At 59.7% G+C, this 18,711-nt stretch carries 15 protein-coding genes; 7 read left to right on the top strand and 8 right to left on the bottom strand.

Annotated features, from left to right (window positions below; all coding sequences use genetic code 11):
- Positions 1-40: 40 nt before the first annotated feature.
- Positions 41-2,263, top strand: a complete 2,223-nt coding sequence (locus tag FHT73_RS10290) for a DUF1217 domain-containing protein (RefSeq protein ID WP_183711390.1) — start codon at positions 41-43, stop codon at positions 2,261-2,263.
- Positions 2,264-2,349: 86 nt separating this feature from the next.
- Here the strand turns inward: FHT73_RS10290 and FHT73_RS10295 are convergent, their stop codons facing one another.
- Positions 2,350-3,633 carry a cystathionine gamma-synthase family protein gene (locus FHT73_RS10295; RefSeq protein WP_183711392.1) on the bottom strand — a complete coding sequence of 428 codons (1,284 nt, stop codon included), beginning with the start codon at positions 3,631-3,633 and terminating at the stop codon, positions 2,350-2,352.
- A 336-nt stretch (positions 3,634-3,969) separates the two neighbouring features.
- On the opposite strand from FHT73_RS10295, the gene FHT73_RS10300 reads away from it, so the two are divergent.
- Positions 3,970-4,749: a class I SAM-dependent methyltransferase gene (locus FHT73_RS10300; RefSeq protein ID WP_183711394.1), complete on the top strand. Its 780-nt coding sequence runs from the start codon at positions 3,970-3,972 to the stop codon at positions 4,747-4,749.
- A gap of 99 nt (positions 4,750-4,848) precedes the next feature.
- Here FHT73_RS10300 and ppk2 read toward each other — a convergent pair whose 3' ends face one another.
- Positions 4,849-5,763 carry a polyphosphate kinase 2 gene (ppk2, locus tag FHT73_RS10305; RefSeq protein ID WP_183711395.1) on the bottom strand — a complete coding sequence of 305 codons (915 nt, stop codon included), beginning with the start codon at positions 5,761-5,763 and terminating at the stop codon, positions 4,849-4,851.
- Positions 5,764-5,860: 97 nt separating this feature from the next.
- On the bottom strand, positions 5,861-6,649 hold the full coding sequence (locus tag FHT73_RS10310; protein ID WP_015343521.1) for a 3-hydroxybutyrate dehydrogenase: 789 nt from the start codon (positions 6,647-6,649) through the stop codon (positions 5,861-5,863).
- Between the two features lie 205 nt (positions 6,650-6,854).
- Between FHT73_RS10310 and FHT73_RS10315 the strand changes: the two genes are divergently transcribed.
- Positions 6,855-7,601, top strand: a complete 747-nt coding sequence (locus FHT73_RS10315; RefSeq protein ID WP_015343520.1) for an acetoacetate decarboxylase — start codon at positions 6,855-6,857, stop codon at positions 7,599-7,601.
- 36 nt (positions 7,602-7,637) lie between these two features.
- The gene (locus tag FHT73_RS10320; protein ID WP_183711397.1) at positions 7,638-8,795 is read left to right on the top strand and encodes a patatin-like phospholipase family protein; all 1,158 of its coding nucleotides are present in this window, start codon (positions 7,638-7,640) and stop codon (positions 8,793-8,795) included.
- Between the two features lie 50 nt (positions 8,796-8,845).
- Here the strand turns inward: FHT73_RS10320 and FHT73_RS10325 are convergent, their stop codons facing one another.
- Together FHT73_RS10325 and FHT73_RS10330 are read right to left on the bottom strand one after the other, a co-directional pair.
- Positions 8,846-10,075, bottom strand: a complete 1,230-nt coding sequence (locus FHT73_RS10325) for an ATP-binding protein (protein WP_183711399.1) — start codon at positions 10,073-10,075, stop codon at positions 8,846-8,848.
- On the bottom strand, positions 10,072-10,764 hold the full coding sequence (locus FHT73_RS10330) for a response regulator (protein WP_015343517.1): 693 nt from the start codon (positions 10,762-10,764) through the stop codon (positions 10,072-10,074). Before FHT73_RS10330 ends, FHT73_RS10325 begins: the two co-directional genes overlap by 4 nt.
- A 203-nt stretch (positions 10,765-10,967) precedes the next feature.
- Here FHT73_RS10330 and FHT73_RS10335 point away from each other — a divergent pair, with 203 nt between their 5' ends.
- The 3 genes from FHT73_RS10335 (at position 10,968) to FHT73_RS10345 (ending at position 14,274) form a co-directional block, all read left to right on the top strand.
- Positions 10,968-11,729 carry a phosphatase PAP2 family protein gene (locus FHT73_RS10335; protein WP_112608621.1) on the top strand — a complete coding sequence of 254 codons (762 nt, stop codon included), beginning with the start codon at positions 10,968-10,970 and terminating at the stop codon, positions 11,727-11,729.
- Positions 11,730-12,243: 514 nt separating this feature from the next.
- On the top strand, positions 12,244-12,873 hold the full coding sequence (locus tag FHT73_RS10340; RefSeq protein ID WP_112336116.1) for a ParB-like protein: 630 nt from the start codon (positions 12,244-12,246) through the stop codon (positions 12,871-12,873).
- A 213-nt stretch (positions 12,874-13,086) separates the two neighbouring features.
- Positions 13,087-14,274, top strand: a complete 1,188-nt coding sequence (locus FHT73_RS10345) for an arabinose transporter (RefSeq protein WP_183711401.1) — start codon at positions 13,087-13,089, stop codon at positions 14,272-14,274.
- Positions 14,275-14,365: 91 nt separating this feature from the next.
- Here FHT73_RS10345 and FHT73_RS10350 read toward each other — a convergent pair whose 3' ends face one another.
- The 3 genes from FHT73_RS10350 to FHT73_RS10360 all read right to left on the bottom strand — a co-directional run bounded on the left by FHT73_RS10350 (position 14,366) and on the right by FHT73_RS10360 (position 18,558).
- A complete protein-coding gene (locus tag FHT73_RS10350; protein WP_183711403.1) occupies positions 14,366-15,715 on the bottom strand; it encodes a cytochrome c in 1,350 nt (449 codons plus the stop codon).
- A 120-nt stretch (positions 15,716-15,835) separates the two neighbouring features.
- Positions 15,836-18,100 carry a xanthine dehydrogenase family protein molybdopterin-binding subunit gene (locus FHT73_RS10355; protein WP_183711405.1) on the bottom strand — a complete coding sequence of 755 codons (2,265 nt, stop codon included), beginning with the start codon at positions 18,098-18,100 and terminating at the stop codon, positions 15,836-15,838.
- Entirely contained in the window at positions 18,097-18,558 is a 462-nt protein-coding gene (locus FHT73_RS10360) for a (2Fe-2S)-binding protein (RefSeq protein ID WP_183711407.1), read from the bottom strand. The genes FHT73_RS10355 and FHT73_RS10360 overlap by 4 nt, the downstream gene beginning before the upstream one ends.
- Positions 18,559-18,711: the final 153 nt, after the last annotated feature.

Consider the following 18,711-nt stretch of genomic DNA (forward strand, 5'->3'; position numbering starts at 1 on the left):
CGGGGTTGACTACTGGTGAACTGCGCTGTGGGGGCGATCTATGATTTCGACGTATCTCGGCTATGTGTCCGCGACAAAGGACATGGCATCGACGCTGGCGGGCATCGCCAAACAGGCGACGGTCAAAAGCGATCAGCAGTATTATGATGCGCATATCGGCAAGGTTAAGAATGTCGACGAATTTCTGAACGACTACAAGCTGTGCAGCTATGCGATGAAAGCCTATGGCCTGGAGGATATGGCCTACGCCAAAGCCTTCATGAAAAAGGTTCTGACGAGCGATCTCAGCAACGCGAGCAGCTTTGCCAACAAGCTGACGGACAGCCGCTATCGGCAATTTGCTGCCGCTTTCAATTTTGGCGGCGCGTCGAAAAATCAATCCGCCCAAAGCGATTCTCAGAAAACCGATACGATCGGGCTCTACGAGCAATCCTTCGCCAATGAAACCACCTTGGCCAAGAAGGAAAGTAAGTTCTACGATACCTGGATCGACAAGGTGTCGAATGTCGACGACATCGTCAACAGCAGCAGGATGACGGACTATATTCTGCGCGCGCACGGCTTGAGCCCCGACAATATATCGAAAACGTTCCTGAAGTCGGTTCTGACCAGCGATGTCAACGACCCCAACAGCTTCGTTAACACGGCGAGCAACTTCTCCTCCGCATCAGCCCAGTCCTCCGCATCGGTTCAGGCGACATATAAGCTGATTGCGTCGCAGTTCGGCTTCAATGCGGATGGAACGCTTTCCGGCGCGACTGCCCAGACAGCGCAGCAAAAGGACGCCATGATCTCGCGCTATGACAGCATGGTCCCGAACCTTCTGACACCGGCTGCGGCCACCAGCAATGACGACTATTATCGCCAGGCAATCACGAAAGTTCAGTCGCTCAGCGAGATCACTGGCGATAACAGGCTGTTTTCCTATATCAAGACGGCATTCAACCTCGATCCCAAGCTCACCCCGGTCCAGTTCAACCTAGTCTTCACGAATTCCGACTATGCCGCATTGACCGGAATGACGGATATGGTCGCGCATTTCCAGTTTGCATCCGACGGAACGTTGCCGGCCGGTCAGCCGGCACAGACGCCGCAGGCCATCGACGATATCTCGATCAAATATTTGAAGCAGGCCAAGGGCGCGAAACAGGCTCTGTTCACCGATGCCGAGAAACACTACAAGACCGCGGTTGGTGAGATAAAGACGATCGCGGACTTCTTTGCCGCCAACGACATAAAGAGCAAGGGTCTTCCCACCGTGGAAGATATGGCGCTTCGCGCCTTTGGCATCGGCAAGAATGAGGTCTCCAGAGATCAGCTGCGCAAGATCCTGGAAAGCGATCCCTATGACAGCAAGAGCTATGTCAACTCGCTGAAAGACAGCAGGTTCGTCGAGCTTGCCAAGGCATACAATTTTGACAGCAAAGGCAATCTGCGGGCGCCTGTCACGGCGCTGTCGCAGACTTCGATCAACAGCTTGATCTCAGCCTATTCCAAGTCGAAGACCTTCGGACTGGCCGGCGAGGTGCGGGACAAGGCGGTCAAGGATGCCAAGGACGCGGCGACTGAATTCAACAAGTCGATCGTCAAGATCAAGACCGTCGATGATCTCCTGGCCGACAAGAAGCTGACGGAGTTTATCCTCGTTGCGAACAATATCGATCCCAAGTCAGTCGACAAGGCTACCTTGAAGAAGGCCTTCACGGCGGATCCCGAGGATGCCAAAGGCTTTTTGAATACGCAGGCAGGCCAGCGCTTCAAGGCGATGGTGAACGTCTTCAACTTCGACGCCAAGGGAAATCTGACGACGGCCAAGATCGAGGCGGGACAGAACAAGGGCGCGCGTCTGGCAACCAACGATCTCTATCTTCATCAGACCTTGGAATCGCAGCAGGGAGACTCCAACGAGGGCGTCCGCCTCGCCCTCTATTTCCAGCGCAAGGCGCCGCAGGTCAATTCCGTCTACGATATCATGTCGGATCCTGCGCTCTACAATGTGATCAAGACGACCTATTCGCTGCCCGCATCCATGTCGAACATGGATGTGACCCGCCAGGCGGCGATGCTGGAAAAACTATTCCCCGTCAAGGATCTGCACGATGCTGGGAAGGTCGACAAGCTGCTCAAGCGCTTCTCGGCCGTTTTCGATGCGGCAAATGGTGGGAGCACCGCCTCGGCAGCCTCCGCCATTCTCACTCGGGGTGCCGGGATCGGCATGAGCGCGGACCTCATGCTCTCGATTGCCCAGCTCAAATCGCGATAGCGCGTTCCAGGCGCTCCGGCGCAAGAGTTTCGTCGCCTCGCTTGCGGGGCGATCTTCTGATCGCCCCGATTGATCTGCGTGTCTCGTCAAGCGGCGTCGAGAGCAGCCGCAAGATCGGCAATCAGATCGTCGGGATGCTCAATCCCGATCGACAGGCGGATCGTCGATTCCAGCACGCCGATGCGGTGGCGCACATCCACAGGTACGCCCGAATGTGTCGTTGTGGCAGGATGGGAGGCCAGCGATTCCGTGCCACCGAGGCTGACGGCGAGCTTGAAGATCTGCAGTGCGTTCAGGAATTTGAACGATGCCGGCTGGCCGCCCTTGATGTCGAAGGAGAAGGTGGAGCCCGCGCCGGTGCACTGGGCGGCGAATGTGCGGCCGGTCGCCGAAGAGGGATCGATGTAGGGCAGATAGTGGATTTGCTCGACCTTCGGATGGTCGCGCAGGAAATCGGCAACCGCCCGTGCGTTGCTGTTTGCCCGCTCCATGCGGAGCTGTAGCGTTTCCAGCGATCGGCCGAGCATCCAGCAGGAATGCGGATCGAGCTGGGTGCCGATCGCTCCACGCAATGCCTTCACCTGTTTGATGATGGCTCTGGAGCCGAGTGCGGCGCCGGCGATCAGATCGGAATGGCCGCCGACATATTTGGTCAGCGAGTAGAGGGAAATATCCGCGCCATGTTCGATCGGCCGCTGGAAGACAGGGCCGAGCAGGGTATTGTCGCAGGCGATGATCGGCGTGTGTCCTTGCTTTCTGCCGATCGCATCGGCAATGCGGCGGATCATCGCGATATCGACGAGGCTGTTTGTGGGGTTAGCAGGCGTTTCCACGAGAATGACCGAGACACGGCCTTTGGCCATGGCCTCCTCGGCAGCTGCCATCACCGAGCTTTCGTTGACACCGTCGGCAAAGCCGACGGCCGCGACACCGAGATTGAGGAATGTCTTGGCGACCAGCGTTTCCGTGCCACCATAGAGCGGCTGCGAATGCAGGATCGCATCGCCCGGGCGTGTAAAGGTGAGAAGGGCCGTCGCGATCGCCGACATGCCGGAGGAAAACAGAGCGCCGCTTTCCGCCTTTTCATAGACGGCAAGACGATCCTCGACGATTTCGCTGTTCGGGTGATTGAAGCGCGAATAGACGAGGCCGACGCCCGTGCCCGCCGGCGGCTCGGTGCGGCCGGAGATATAGTTGAAGAAATCACGCCCGTCCTCGGCCGATTTGAAGACGAAGGTGGAGGTCAGGAAAACCGGTGGCTTGACCGCGCCCTCGGAGAGCTCAGGATCATAGCCGTAATTCAGCATCTGTGTTTCGGGGTGGAGGGGGTGGTTGCCGATATGCGTTTTGGACGGATGCGGCGCAGTCATGACGGTCTCCTCGGCCGATGATGTGAATTTTAGACTCACATTATACATCACTTAGGACGCCGGCTCGCTATTCGTCATCATCTACGATGCTGCGTTGGCTCTGAACCCGATATGAGGCGGAACTATCCAATCAGCGCATGACTATCCGGAATACGACAGAAAGGTCGCTATATCCATGAGTGGCGCTCGCCTTGACGCCGTACCACCCCAATTTTCGAGAGCTTCCGGCTTCGCTGTCGCGGTCCTGTAGAAATGGGGCGTTTCTTGATCGACCGGTCCTAACCGATGAGCAGGCTCGGAGGTGAAATGCATGAAGAGAACCAATGAGGTTTACATTTGAAATCGGGCGTTCGAAAATTTGTATTTCGCGATCTTCAGAAAATCGATGGTTACATCGACCCGCCGGATGCACTTGTCTTCCTGTCGTTGATCGAAAAGCAAAGACAGGAGAAACTTTACGGCGGTCTCGCCGAAATCGGCGTTTATTACGGGCGGTCCTATTTTTTGCTGCGCAAGATCAGTGCCCCCGACGACAATGTGCTTGCGATCGATCTTTTCGACATAGAAGCGGACGGTGCGCAATATCAACGCTTTCTCGACAACGGAAGATCACTGGGCATTCCCGTTGATGAGGACCTCGTCATAACAGGTGATAGCACCAGGCTCGATCCGCAGGCCATCATCGACAGGGTTGGGCAGGTTCGTTTTTTCAGCATCGATGGAGGACATTTGCTTCGCCACATCGTTGCCGACAGCCGGTTGGCGAAGTGCGTACTGGCCGATCACGGCATCATCGCCTTCGACGACACGTTCAATCCGGCTTGGCCGGAGGTGACGGTCGGCGTCTCGGATTTTCTGCGCAGGAACAGCGATACATTTGCCGCCTTCTGCATGACGAAGTATAAGACCTACGTCTGCCGCCGGGATTTTCATGAGTTCTATCGGGCCGCACTTGGCAGGGCACGACATCTTCTGCCGTTCGAGCATGCGGAGATGGATTTTCTTGGCTCGAAAGTCCTCAGGCTGCATGATCCCATCAACCGGAGGGTCGCCTATGAGCTCTTGCGGCGGCTGGGCTTGGGCGCCATATCCGAATGGGCCTATCGCTCGGCCTGATCTTGAACCGGCCTTGCTTGCCGGTGGCGGAGTTAGTGATTTCGTTTTTCAAGCAATCCTCAGAGGGGCCCGCCTCGGGCAGGCCCCTCGTCGGCGTGATCAGTAGATTTCGGGCACGTACATTTCCGGCGGTACCGGCGTACGGTGATAGTCTGCATTGCGCATGCGTTCCGGCAGCACAATTTCCGGCTTGGGCACGCTCTCGTAGGGAATCTGGCTCAGCAGATGGGCGATGCAGTTGAGGCGCGCCTTCTTCTTGTCGACGGCGTGGACGACCCACCACGGCGCTTCCGGAATATGGGTGCGCTCCAGCATCTCTTCCTTGGCCTTGGTGTACTCTTCCCAATGCACGCGGCTCTGCAGATCCATCGGCGAGAGCTTCCACTGCTTCAGCGGGTCCTGAATACGCATGCTGAAGCGGAATTCCTGCTCTTCGTCGGTGATCGAGAACCAGTATTTGAGAAGAATGATGCCGGAGCGTACCAGCATGCGTTCGAAATCCGGCACGGAACGGAAGAATTCCTCCAGCTCCTCCGGTGTGCAGAACCCCATGACGCGTTCCACGCCCGCACGATTATACCAGCTACGGTCGAACAGGACCATTTCGCCCGCCGTCGGCAGATGAGTGGCATAGCGCTGGAAATACCACTGGTGCCGCTCGCGCTCGGTCGGAGCCGGCAGTGCGACCACGCGGCAAACGCGCGGATTGAGGCGCTGCGTAACGCGCTTGATGGCGCCGCCCTTGCCGGCGGAATCGCGGCCTTCGAACAGCACAACGACCTTGAGCTTCTTGTACTGCACCCAATCCTGCAGGCGCACGAGCTCATGCTGAAGACGGAACAGTTCGCGGAAATAGACCCTGCGGTCGAGGGTTGCCTCGCCTTCGCTGACAAGGCCTTCGGCAACCAGCTCGTCGATACGGTCCTCTTCGAGCTGCATCTCCAGCTCTTCGTCGAAACTGTCGACGATCTCATCCTTGATACGGCTGAGCGGGTCCTGGTTTTCTTGTGTCATTGTGCGCTTCCTGCTCTGTTTTCATGTTGGTGCCGCGGCCTGCGGCCGCGGAAAGCCGGTATGGTCCTCGAACAAATACCGGCTATGGGTTTCGGTATTATTCGGCGGTCCAGCCGCCGTCGACGGAAAGCGTCGTGCCGGTAATCTGCTTGGCGGCATCGCCGCAGAGGAAGACGGCGATGGCTGCGACTTCATCCACAGTCACGAATTCCTTCGTCGGCTGGGCGGCGAGCAGCACATCATGCTTGACCTGCTCTTCCGTCATATTGCGCGCCTTCATCGTCTCGGGGATCTGCTTCTCGACGAGCGGCGTCCAGACATAGCCGGGCGCGATGGAGTTGACGGTCACGCCGTTCTGAGCGGCTTCCAGTGCGATCGTCTTGGTGAGACCGGTAATCCCGTGCTTGGCCGAAACATAGGCAGACTTGAAAGGTGAGGCGACCAGCGCATGCGCCGAGGAGGTGTTGATGATGCGGCCCCATTTGCGCGCCTTCATGCCGGGGATGGCAGCCTTGATGGCGTAGAAGGCAGCAAGTAGGTTGATGCGGATGATCGCTTCCCACTTGTCGTCAGGAAATTCCTCGATCGGGGCAACGAACTGGATGCCGGCATTGTTGACGAGAATATCGAGGCTGCCGAAGGCTTCCTCGGCTTCGCGCACCATGGATGTCACTTCCTCGCCATTCATCATGTTGGCGCCGGAGTAGCGGCACTTCACGCCGAAATCGGCCTCGATGGCAGCGCGTTCCTTTTCGATCGCATCGGCATCGCCAAGGCCGTTGATCGTGACATTCGCGCCTTCAGCGGCAAAGGCGCGCGCAATCGCAAGCCCGATACCGCTCGTCGAACCGGTGACCAGCGCATTCTTCGAAGTCAACGAACCCATAATGCAACTCCTGCAATCGTAATGACGTGGTTGGGTAAAGGGAAATGCTCAAGATGGGTGCACACTGCCAGCCGGATATGTCGCTTTGATAACAGTGCGGTGTCGCCTCTCGCCGCAACCCTTCGGCACCTGACACTTCACTGTCATGCAACCGTGCAAATTTGCCGCCGGCGCCCGGCTGTTTCCTCCAACGACGGAAAATACAATGAAGGTCGAAGACATTCTCAAGCATGCCTATGCGATGCCGCTGACCAATCCCTCCTATCCTCCAGGGCCCTATCGGTTCTTCGACCGCGAATACATCATCATCACCTACCGGACCTCGCGCGAGGCGCTTGAGGCCGTCGTGCCGGCCCCGCTCGAAATCGACGAGCCGCTGGTGAAATACGAATTCATCCGCATGCCCGATTCCACCGGCTTCGGCGATTATACCGAGACCGGACAGGTCATCCCGGTGACCTATCGCGGGCAAAAGGGCGGCTATGTCCACTCCATGTATCTGGATGACGATGCGCCGATCACCGGCGGCCGCGAGATCTGGGGCTTCCCGAAAAAACTAGCCAGTCCGAAGATCGTCAACGAGGGCGAGGTCATCGTCGGCACGCTGCATTATGGCAGTGTCCTTTGCGCCACGGGAACGATGGGTTACAAGCACAAGCCGATCGACCAGGGACCGCTTCTGTCCGCTCTCTCGGAACCCAACTTCCTGATCAAGATCGTGCCGCATGTCGATGCCACCCCGCGCATCTGCGAGCTTGTGCGCTACTACTTAACCGATATCACCATCAAGGAAGCCTGGACCTCGCCAGCCGCCCTCGATCTCAGGCCGCATGTCATGGCGGACGTTGCGCGGCTGCCTGTGCTGGAAGTGGTTTCCGCGGTTCATTTCACCGCCGATCTGACGCTCGGCCTCGGCGAAGTCGTTCACGACTATCTCGCAGAGCGCAGATAACCAAACCTCATTGCTATTCCATGCTGGAGACGGACCGTGCTTGAACGAAACACCAAGGCCGCAGCCCCGACTATCCCCGAAATTGCCGCTCAATATGATCGCGTCGCCCTGGTTTTCCAGGGGGGCGGCGCGCTCGGCGCCTATCAGGCCGGCGTCTACGAGGCGCTTGCCGAAGCGGGATGCGAGCCGACCTGGCTTTCCGGCGTCTCGATCGGCGCGGTCAATGCCGCGATCATCGCCGGCAACGAGCCTGGTCGGCGGCTGCAACGTCTGGAGCAATTCTGGCAGATCATCTCCGGCCGCAAGATCTGGGCCTATACGCCCGCAGGCGATTTCTTTCGCGATATCCGCAACCGCACCAGCTCGTGGATGACGATGACCATGGGCCAGCCCGGCTTCTTCAAGCCGCGCTTTCCCAATCCCTGGCTGGAGCTGCCGGGCGCAGAAGGTGCCACCAGCTTCTATGACTCGGCAGACCTCAAGAAGACGCTGGAAATGCTGATCGATTTCGACGTGCTGAACGATGGCAAGAAGCGCTTCAGCGTCGGCGCGGTGAATGTGCGCACCGGCAACTTCGTCTACTTCGACACCGACAACATCCGTATCGGCCCCGAGCACATCATGGCGAGCGGCGCCCTGCCGCCGGCGCTCCCGTCCATCCGCATCGAGGGTGAATATTACTGGGACGGCGGCATCGTCTCCAACACGCCGCTGCAATATCTGCTCGATCAGGAAGAAGACCGCAGTTCGCTCGTCTTCCAGGTCGATCTGTTCAGCGCCCGCGGCGTCCTGCCGCGCAGCATGCCGGATGTCCTTTCGCGCCATAAGGACATCATGTATTCGAGCCGCACGCGGCAGAACACCGATAATTTCAAGCGCATCCATGGACTGAAGATGAAGCTTCTGGGTGCGCTGAAGCGTGTCCCTAGGGATCAGCTAACCGCGGAAGAGGAAGAACTGATCGCCGATTATTCCGATGCCGGTGTCGTCAACATTGTGCACCTGATCTATCAGCACAAGAACTATGAAGGTCACGCCAAGGATTACGAGTTCTCTGGCACCTCGATGCGAGAGCACTGGGATATGGGCCTCGAGGATACGAAGCGGACGCTGCGCCACACCGACTGGCTGTTGCCGCCCTTCACGGATGATGCGGTCGCCATCCACGATCTTCACCGGGAAGACCCGGCGTGAGACCGATTTTGCGCGAGAGCAGTTCCAGCAAAAGTGCGAAGCGGTTTTGCTCAACAAAGCCCGCATTGGCGGGAGGCTGTTTCCTGCTCATCGAAACCATGTGTTTCTCCTGGCGTGCTGTCCGTCAAATGGATTGACACCATCGCGCCGCCTTCCGGCCGGTTTGCGAATTCCAGGTGCCCGCCGTGGGCAAGCGCGATTGCCTGCACCACGGATAGCCCCAGTCCGGTGCCGCCGGTCGCGCGCGAACGCGAGGGGTCGCCACGCCAGAACGGGTTAACGGCGACGGCATCCATATCAAGCGGAAATCCGGGGCCGCGATCGAGAACGCGGATGATGACGCTATCGTCCGCCACCTGCTCGGTTTCGCATCGCAGCGAGCCGCCCTCTGCAGCGTAGCGGCATGCATTTTCGAAAAGCGCCAATACAGCCTGGCGGATACGGGGAGAGTCGGCTGAAATCCAGGCGGGTTTCAGCTCCGTTTCCACCTGCAGCCTGCTGGCTTCCAGCATGGGCTTTGCCACGGCGATGACAGTCTCGACCAATCGCGATGCGTCGATGCGTTGCCGCTCCATCACCAGCTTCTGGCCGATGGCGAGCGACAGGGTGCGCAGGTCTTCGACAACCCGCCCCAGGCCTTCGACCTGTAGCAGGAGATCGGAAATGATTTTCCGGTCCATCGGAAATACGCCGTCGAGCATACTTTGCAGTGATCCTTGCAGGATGGTCAACGGCGTGCGCAGTTCGTGTGCAACCGCCATGTTGTTGAAACGCAATCGTTCCTCCATCGTCTCCAGGCTGGTCGCAAGAGCGTTGAAGGTTTCGACAAGGCTCGCGACTTCGCGGGCGCTTCGATAGGAGGCGGGGACGCGGACGGAGAAGTCGCCTGATTTAAGGCCCTCGGCGGCAGAGGTGAGCTCTTCGAGCGGATGTGTGAGCCGACGCGCCAGGAAGACGCCGATCACGGCGCAGAGGAGCGCTGACATGAGGCCGAAGACGAGCACGGAAAGCTGCACCTTGAGATCTGTCGGCTCCGTCAGCGAATTAAGATGTTCGACAAGCAGCTTCAACGAATCCCCATCAGGGATCTTGTTTTCACTCAACATCCTGTAGGCTGTTGCGGCTCGCGGCGGCAGGGCATCGCTGATACCCTGCTCCAGATAGGTCGCGTACCAGTTGACCCCCAGATAGGTCAGGCCGACGCTGAGCAGCAGCATGATCGTGATGACGACGGCCGTGAGCGTGGCAAGCGGCGCGCTAGGAAATCTCGGTTTCTTCATCTCGGGTCCGAAAAGCGATAGCCGATGCCGCGCACGGCAGGAAAGAAGCCGATCTGCCCCATTTCCTCCAGTTTGCGCCTGAGATTGGAAATGTGCGTGTCGACGGTACGCACCAGAGCATCGCTTTCCGGCAGGCAGGCATCGAGAATATCGGCACGCGCGAAAGCCTGAGTCGGATGGCGGATCATATAGGCGAGGATGCGGAATTCGCTGAGCGTCAGCGGCAATGCAATACGGCGCTCGTCCTTGTTGATGAAGACGGTATAGCTGCCGAAGTCGACCTCCAGCGCGCCGAAGCGCTTGATGGCTTCTGCTCGCTCGCCCTGCGTCCGGCGCAAGACCGCTCTGACGCGGGCGACAACTTCCTGCGGGTTGAACGGCTTGACGATGTAGTCGTCGGCACCGAGGCGCAACCCGCTCAGGCGGTCGATGTCATCAGCAACGGCCGTAACCATGATGACCGGCGTTGAGCCGGCCTGGCGCAGGCGACCGAGCACGCCGAAGCCGTCCAGTTTCGGCAGGCGAACATCCAGCAGCACGAGATCCGGCTTCAAAAGCGCATGGTGCTGCAGCGCGGTTTCGCCGTCGCCGGCGCGAACCGTGCGAAAGCCGTCCCGCGTCAGATAGCCCTCGAGTATCTGCGCGATCGCCGGTTCATCCTCGACAATAAGAACGAGACTGTTATCCACCCCTAGCGCCCTGTGCTTCTTCCGTTTTCCCGTTCGACTTTGTCGCCCGAACCTTACTATTGCGGACTAAGCCCGCTTCCGCAATTTCCAAACAGTTTTCCGATCGTCCGATGGCCGATTCTGAACAGAGCCTTCATGCGATCTTCGCCATTTCTTGACAATCGGGCTTCAGCTTGACGCCGTTCCGCCTCTGGAGACATGGCATGTGGAAATTTGCATCAAATTCTTGGAGCGCCGGCTCCGGTCAAATGCGGCCGCGTCAGCTGCAGGCAACTGCGGATAGCGAATTGGCTGTTATCGGCATGCTGATCGTCTGGACCAGCTTCGTCTTTGTGGTTTTTCCGAAGCTCGATCTGGCGGTCGCGCGCCTGTTTGCCCATGGGCATGCTTTCTGGCTGGTGGAGAATCCCTGGCTGAAAGCGGTGAGGGACATCGCTCGCCAAAGCCAGCCCTATATTGTCGGCGCCATGGCTGTCACCGTGGTTCTCCATGTCTTCCTGCCGCGGCGACTGCGGTTCTGCCCTCCCCACAAGCCATTGTTCGTGCTTCTGAGCTTTGCCGCCGGGCCGCTATTGATCGTGCAGACGCTGAAGGTCGCAATCGGACGTGTACGGCCCCGTGACCTGATCGAATTCGGGGGCACGGCGGACTTTACGCCGGTATGGCAGTTTTCTGGGGCGTGCAGCCGCAATTGTTCCTTTCCCTCCGGCGAAGCCGCCGCGGCTGCGGCGGCGTTGTCCCTGTTGATTCTCGTGCCTGCACGGCGCAGATGGATTGCCGCCGCGATCATGGTGCCATGCTCGCTGTTCGTGGCATTCAACCGCGTGATCTTCGGTGCTCATTTCCTGTCGGATGTCATGCTTGGGTGGCTTTTGACCATGTTCGCCATGGCCATGATCTGGCGCTGGATCGGCGCGAATTCGCGGGCGATCGATCGCTACGTCACGCGCCTTATGTTCAGATGACCCTATCCTAGGGTGTCTCCGCAATGCGACAGTTCCAAGCAAACGGATGTTACAAACCTTAACACAACGTTTCTTCACCTTTCCTTCGATCAGCGTTTACCTATTTAGCGTTCGCCATGCCGCCGGACGCGATCAAGGCCGGTAAGGCGGACGGCGAAAGGACCTGGTCAGGGTGAGAGTGATGGGATGGGGTTGGTAGATTGGGCGTTGCGGGGAATGCTCGAGATGGATGGCCGACGCAGGATGCGGTCCCGCAAAGACCATTACGAGCCGTGGGTCCTACTTGCCGTCGAGAGTTTCGAGCGGGAAATGCTGGCCTTCTACAGGCGTTCGCAGTTTACGGTGATCAAGAAAGCCGCATGACAGGCAGTTGATCTCCGAACATGAGCTGTGCTTCTCACGGCAGGTTCGCCTTCAGTCGATACAGCTTGCCGACGAGCATATAGTGCCGATCTTGCCGGATCGGCCGGTTATGCTAGGCTCAGATGGTCCTGCCTTTGCGGAGAGCTTTCAAATGGTTACGCTGCGCGAACCGATCCTGCATCCAGTTCCCATCGAAGAATTGAGACCCACCCAGATCACCGTCGGCATGCGGGAGGTCAAGGCCAAGCGCAAGGCCTGGCGCCTCAAGGCGGAAGCCGCGGGAGACAAGGCCGGTGAGTTCCTCGGAAATCACATGGTGCCGACCATTCGGGGACCGCGCGGCCAATACTATGTCATCGATCATCACCATCTTTCGCTCGCGCTTTATGAGGAAGGGGTGAAGAATGTTCTCGTCACGACGGTTGCCGATCTTTCGCGACTTGACCGGGAATCCTTCTGGTTCGTCATGGACTGTCATGACTGGATGCATCCCTTTGACGAAGAGGGGAAACGCCGTGGCTATGAAGACATCCCGAAGAGCATCAAGGATCTGATCGACGATCCCTATCGCTCTTTGGCTGGCGAGCTGCGGCATGTCGGCGGCTATGCCAAGGACACGACCCCGTTCAGCGAATTTCTCTGGGCTGATTTCTTGCGCCGCCGCATCAAGCGCAAAGATCTAGAGAAGAATTTCAAGGCCGCGCTGGAAAAGGCGCATGATCTTGCCAAGCACAAGGATGCCGATTACCTGCCCGGCTGGTGCGGCCCGGTCGCCGAATAAGTCTGAACCGATCTCGCAAGCCTGAAGCTTCGTTGGCCGACCGCTCAGCTTGGCGAGCTCGGATTGACTCTGATTCAGCAAGCGCATATTGCAGATGCAGCCAGCCTTGCTGGCCGTAAGCGTTTGACGTCAAGCAACGCACTCAACGATCCTCGTCGGTCGGAGTGCGTTTTTTTATGCCTTCGCCGACCGAGGAAAAGCCTGGAGATTATCATGGCTTTTCAATCGACACCTGATCCGGCGCGGAGCCGGCTGATGCTGCTCAGCGCCATTCTCTTCATTTCCTATCTTTGCGTCGGCATTTCGTTTCCGATCGTACCGCTTTACGTGAGCGGACAACTGCAGCTCGGCAATGTCTGGGCGGGGCTCGGCGTCGGCATCGCCTTTCTGGCGACGATCCTCACGCGCGGCTATGCCGGTGGGCTCTCGGACCATCGCGGCGCCAAGGTCGCGGTGGCACAAGGACTTGCATTCTATGTCGCCGGCGCTTTGACGGCGCTGGTCGCCGGCCTGCTGGCGCACATGCCATTGTCATCCTTCCTGCTCCTCCTTCTGGGACGCTTGGCTCTGGGGCTGGGTGAAAGTCTGGTCGCCGTTGGCGTCATCGCCTGGGGCATTGGTTTCGTCGGCCCGGCGCGTTCGGGTCGGGTCCTGGCACTGGTCGGCGCTGCCATCTATGGAGCGCTTGCGGTGGGCGGGCCGATCGGGTTGATGTTGTTCAGCCGGTTCGGCTTTGCCGGGACGATGGCGATCAGCGCCGTCCTGCCGTTCCTCGGGCTGGTGGCGATCTGGAGAGTTCCCGGCGTTGCGCCGCATCCCGGTGAGCAGCGCCCGCCATTTTGGAATGTCGTCAGCAGGATCTGGCTGTATGGGGCGATCGTGTGCCTTCAGGGCATAGGCTTTGCCGTCATTGGCGCCTTCTTCACGCTCTATTTCCTCGACCAGGGCTGGAACTACGCTGGGCTGGGCTTGACCGCCTTCGGCGTCGGCTTCGTTCTGGTGCGCGTGTTCTTCGGCCATCTGCCTGATCGTATCGGTGGCTTGCCGGTCGCCCTCGGGTCACTGGCCGTCGAAGCGGTAGGCCAATTGTTGATCTGGAGTGCCACCGATCCCGTGCTCGCGCTCGCCGGTGCCTTTTTGACCGGTCTCGGATGCTCGCTGATCTATCCTTCCATGGGCCGCGAGGTCGTCCGGCGGGTGGAGCCGCATCTGCGCGGCACGGCGCTTGGCGGCTTCTCGGCCTTTCAGGACCTCGCCTACGGGCTGACCGGGCCATTCGCCGGCCTTTTGGCCGACCGGGCCGGCTATGGCAGCGTCTTCCTGGCGGGCGCTATCGCTGCGATGGCTGGCCTGTTGATTGCGTTCTCGCTCCGTAGAATACGAACCGTCGCATTCAATTGAACGATACACGGTCCCTGCTGCCCGGCGGGGGCCGCATAAAGCACTTCGCGACAACTGCTTTGCGCCGGCAATAGCCAGATGCGGTAGAAGGCTACCGCATCTGCAATATGATCGGGCTGCTGCTGGCCGGATCCGTATGCTCCCGCAACGCCTTCACATCGTTTGCCGCAACCGCTCCGCCATGATTTCCCCAAGATGAGCGCACGAATGTCAGGACATCGGCGATCTGTTGGTCCGAAAGCTGCTGGCGGAACGGCGGCATGCGATAGGCATCCGGAATGCCGCTCGCCACGACCCGGCTGGAGCCGTTCAGCGTTACATTGATCTGGGAAGCGTTTTCCTTCGCAAGTGAAGCGGCAGAGCCGGCGAGCGGCGGAATCCATTGCTGCTTTCCGCGTCCGTCGACGCCGTGGCAGAAGCTACATTTGGCGACGAATGTCTGGGCACCCGGGATCTTCTCGCGGTTGGAAAGCGATACGGTCTGGGCGGTACCTTCGTCATATTGCCAGGGGGTGCCGTCGCGGGCGGGATCGCCGGGCAGGGATTTCAGGTAATGGCTTATTGCCTTCAGATCGTCATCATTCATGAACTGTGTCGAATTGTTGAAGGCATCCGCCATCGAGCCGAAGACGACGGCATGACCGTTCCTGCCGCTCTTGAGGAAGGCGAAAATGTCGTCCTCGCTCCAGCGGCCAAGGCCGGTATTGGGGTCGCCACGCAGGCTCGGCGCATACCAGCCGTCGAGAAGAGCGCCGGAAAGATAGAGCGGGCTGCTCTCATCCAGCGCCTTTTCAGCCATGGTGATGGCGCGGGGCGTATGGCAGCTGCCGCAATGGCCTGGCCCTTGAACGAGATAGGCGCCACGGTTCCACTGGTCATCGCCGGCCGTTTTCGGCTGATAGGTGCCGCCTTCGGTGAAGACCGCGTTCCAGAGCGCCAGCGGCCAGCGCATGTTCATCGGCCATTTGATGTCGGAAGGTTTGTCCGCCTGCTTCACAGGCTCGACCCTATTCATGAAATAGGCATAGAGCGCACGAATGTCGTCGTCGCTCATCTTCACATAGGAAGGATAAGGCATGGCCGGATAGAGGCGATGCCCATCGCGGGCAACACCCTGGCGCACAGCGCGATCGAAATCGGCGAGCGTATAGTTGCCGATCCCGGCTTCCTTGTCCGGAGTGATGTTGGTCGCGAAGATGGAGCCGAGCGGCGTCCCCATCTCCAGCCCGCCGGCAAAGGGGGCGCTCTTTGGCGTGCTGTGACAGGCGACGCAGTCGCCGAGGCGCGCGACATATTCGCCGTGCTGCAGCAGGTCCTCCGAGGGCGCCTGTATCGCGGCGACATTGTCGAAGGGAGATGCCGGCGTGCGGGTTACGAACCATGCGACGCTGCCGGCCACAAGCACGATAATCAGGAGAAGAACCAGAAGAAGTTTCTTCAAAGGTGTGCCCTCATGTCTTTGCTTCGGGATTTTTTACGCGGCTAGAGCCAACCGAGCCGGCTCTCGGACCAGAAATGAGCCGAGAGCCGGATGTGTGCTTGGCGCAGCGAGTGCTGCGCCTCAGCTTTCAAAGGCGTAGTTGGAGAGAGGCATGCTGCGTATCCGCTTGCCAGTCAGTGTGGAAACCGCATTGGCGACCGCCGGCGGGATGGCTGGCAGGCCCGGCTCGCCGATGCCGCCCATTTCCGCCCCGCTTTCGACGATGCGGACGTGAACGCGCGCCATGCGATCCGGCGGCAGGATCGGATAGAGGTCGTAATTGCGCGCCACCGGCTCGCCGTTCTTGTAGACGGCCTCCTCCATCAGCACCTGCGACATGCCGAGCGCGGTCGCCGAATTGACCTGAGCTTCGATGATTGCCGGATTGACGATGCTGCCGGGGTCGATCGCTTCCCAGACGTCATGGACGACGACTTGGCCGTTGCGGATCGACACTTCGGCGATCGCAGCCGTATGGCTGCCGAAGGGGGAGGCCATCGCCACGCCGCGCGCGCGCCGCGAACCGTCGTCTGTCGTGAAGGGACCCCGCTTCCAGCCGCCTGAGAGATCGCCAGCCGCTTTCAGGAGATTACTCAGCCGCTCATTCTTTTGCAGCAGCTTGAGCCGCAGCTCATAGGGGTCCTGCCCGCCCTTGTCGGCGAGCTCGTCGAGGAAGGTCTCATAGAAGAAGTCGTTCATGGAATTGCCGACAGAGCGCCAATAGGCGAGCGTCGTCGGGTTTTTGACGTAGATCTGCGCGATGCGGTAGTTCGGGATTCCATAAGATTTGCCGGCAAGGCCCTCCAGGGCCGTCGGATCGAGTGAATCCTCCTTATGACCGTAGACGCCTTCCGTCGGGCCCTCGCAGGCGCTGATGGCCTCGAGTGCCACCGGCATGCCGCTGGCGTCGAGTGCGCCGCGGAAGCGCACTGCCGCCATCGGACGCATCGGGTCGCGCAGAAACTCCTCCTCGCGGCTCCAGATGAGCTTGACCGGCCGCCCGACCTCTTTTGCGAGCTGGATGGCCTGCGGATAAGGATTGGCCGACGGATACAGGAAATGCCGTCCGAAGAAGCCGCCCAGGATGGGGCTGTGGATTATCACCTTCGATGGATCGAGGCCGGTCAGCTTGGCTATGTCGGCCTGGAATTGCTCGGGCGCCTGGTTGGGCATCCAGAGTTCGAGACTGCCGTCCGGGTTGAAGCGGGCCAGCGTGGACGGAGGCTCCAGCTGCGCATGATGCAGATACTGGCTCCTGTAGGTGGCGGAAACGACTGTCTTGGCGCCGTCGAACGCCTTGGCGATATCGCCGACATTCTCCGCTTCCTTGCCATTGCCCGGCTCGTTGGCGAGCCTGTCGTTAAAGGCTGCGGTCGAGAAATCGGCGGGCATGTAACGGAAGGCGGGATCGGCGTCCGGGCCGGGCTCGCGCCAATCGACCTGGGCGGCCTCGGCTGCCCGCTTGGCGTTCCACCAGCGCTCGGCGACGACTGCAACAGCGCCGGGCAGGCTGTGGACGGAATGAACACCCGGCATTGCCTTGAGCTGCTCTTCGTTGCGGATCTTGCCGATGGTCAGGCCGAGGCGCGGCGCGTGCTGCACGGCGGCATGCAACATGCCGTCAACCTTGCAATCAATGGCGTAGACTGCCTTGCCTGTCGACTTGTCGTGGATATCGAGCCGCTCAACCGGTTTGCCGATCCAGCGGAATTTGCTTGGGTCCCGAAGCGTCACGCTCTCAGGAGCGGGAACCGGCAGATCCAGTGCTTCGCTCGCAACGTCGCCATAGGCGAGGCTGCGGCCCGATGCGGCATGAATGACCCGGCCGGGTTCCGTCGTCAGTTCGGTAATCGGCGCATCCAGGCGCTTGGCGGCGGCTTGCAGGATCATGTTGCGGGCGAGCGCGCCGAGCCGGCGCATGGTCTCATAGCTGGTGCGCACCGACATGCTGCCGCCGGTGATGCGCATCTGGCCATGTACGACCAGATAGTCGCTGCCCGTGGGCGCGTTTTCGACGACGAAGGTTTTCGGGTCGGCATCGAGTTCCTCGCCGACGATCTGGGCCATCGCAGTGAAGACGCCTTGTCCGCCTTCGACGAAGGGGCTCATGAAACGGATGCTGCTGTCCGGGCGGATTTCGAGGAATGCCGGAACGCGGGTGCCTGGAGGCATTGGGCTTGCCGCCTGCTGAGCGCGCGCGCGGCCGACCGGGACGCCGAAGCCGAGGACGAAGGCGCCTGCTGCAGCGCCGGCAGACGTCAGGAGAAAGTGCCGGCGCGAGATATTGACCGGCGATCCGGTGGGGAATTCATCCTCCGGAACGAGATTGCGGCTGGTTTCGGTCATAGCGTCTCTCCTTGCTTGGAGGAGAGGTCTTTGACCGCTTCCTTGATCGCATTGTAAGTCCCGCATCGACAGAGGTTGATCATCGCCGCGGCGATCTCGTCATCGGAGGGATTGGGCGTTTGCTTGAGGAGCGCAGTCGCTGCAACGACCTGCCCCGATTGACAGTAACCGCATTGCGGGACCTGATGCTTGACCCAGGCGGCGACAACACGCTTTCCAACCGGGTCCGCCTCGATCGCTTCGATCGTCGTAATCTGGCGGCCGGCGACGCTGTCGAGCGGAGTTACGCAGGAGCGCACCACTTCGCCATCGACAAGAACGGAACAGGCACCGCATTGTGCCAACCCGCAGCCATATTTCGTGCCGGTCATGCCAAGCTCGTCACGGATGATCCAGAGGAGCGGGGTATCTCCCTCCGAATCGACTTGGCAGGATTGGTTATTGATTTGAAGATTCATGAGGCGCCTCCTGAGGCTTTCGATCGCGAACCTTCAATGCCAACGCAGTTCGATGATCTGGATGCTCAACGAACGGACGCATAGCTCAGGCTCACAACCCGGACTATAACACTGAACCGCCTGCATCAAAAAGATTAGTGGGTGAATCTCGAT

The organism is Rhizobium sp. BK098 (genome assembly GCF_014193155.1).
Classification (GTDB): domain Bacteria; phylum Pseudomonadota; class Alphaproteobacteria; order Rhizobiales; family Rhizobiaceae; genus Rhizobium.

What these genes read in the sequence shown, in the direction of transcription:
- FHT73_RS10290 (WP_183711390.1), top strand. Translation starts at nt 41, where the DNA reads ATGATTTCGACGTATCTCGGCTATGTGTCCGCGACAAAGGACATGGCA.
- FHT73_RS10295 (WP_183711392.1), bottom strand. Translation starts at nt 3,633, where the DNA reads ATGACTGCGCCGCATCCGTCCAAAACGCATATCGGCAACCACCCCCTC.
- ppk2 (WP_183711395.1), bottom strand. Translation starts at nt 5,763, where the DNA reads ATGACACAAGAAAACCAGGACCCGCTCAGCCGTATCAAGGATGAGATC.
- FHT73_RS10310 (WP_015343521.1), bottom strand. Translation starts at nt 6,649, where the DNA reads ATGGGTTCGTTGACTTCGAAGAATGCGCTGGTCACCGGTTCGACGAGC.
- FHT73_RS10315 (WP_015343520.1), top strand. Translation starts at nt 6,855, where the DNA reads ATGAAGGTCGAAGACATTCTCAAGCATGCCTATGCGATGCCGCTGACC.
- FHT73_RS10325 (WP_183711399.1), bottom strand. Translation starts at nt 10,075, where the DNA reads ATGAAGAAACCGAGATTTCCTAGCGCGCCGCTTGCCACGCTCACGGCC.
- FHT73_RS10335 (WP_112608621.1), top strand. Translation starts at nt 10,968, where the DNA reads ATGTGGAAATTTGCATCAAATTCTTGGAGCGCCGGCTCCGGTCAAATG.
- FHT73_RS10340 (WP_112336116.1), top strand. Translation starts at nt 12,244, where the DNA reads ATGGTTACGCTGCGCGAACCGATCCTGCATCCAGTTCCCATCGAAGAA.
- FHT73_RS10345 (WP_183711401.1), top strand. Translation starts at nt 13,087, where the DNA reads ATGGCTTTTCAATCGACACCTGATCCGGCGCGGAGCCGGCTGATGCTG.
- FHT73_RS10355 (WP_183711405.1), bottom strand. Translation starts at nt 18,100, where the DNA reads ATGACCGAAACCAGCCGCAATCTCGTTCCGGAGGATGAATTCCCCACC.
- FHT73_RS10360 (WP_183711407.1), bottom strand. Translation starts at nt 18,558, where the DNA reads ATGAATCTTCAAATCAATAACCAATCCTGCCAAGTCGATTCGGAGGGA.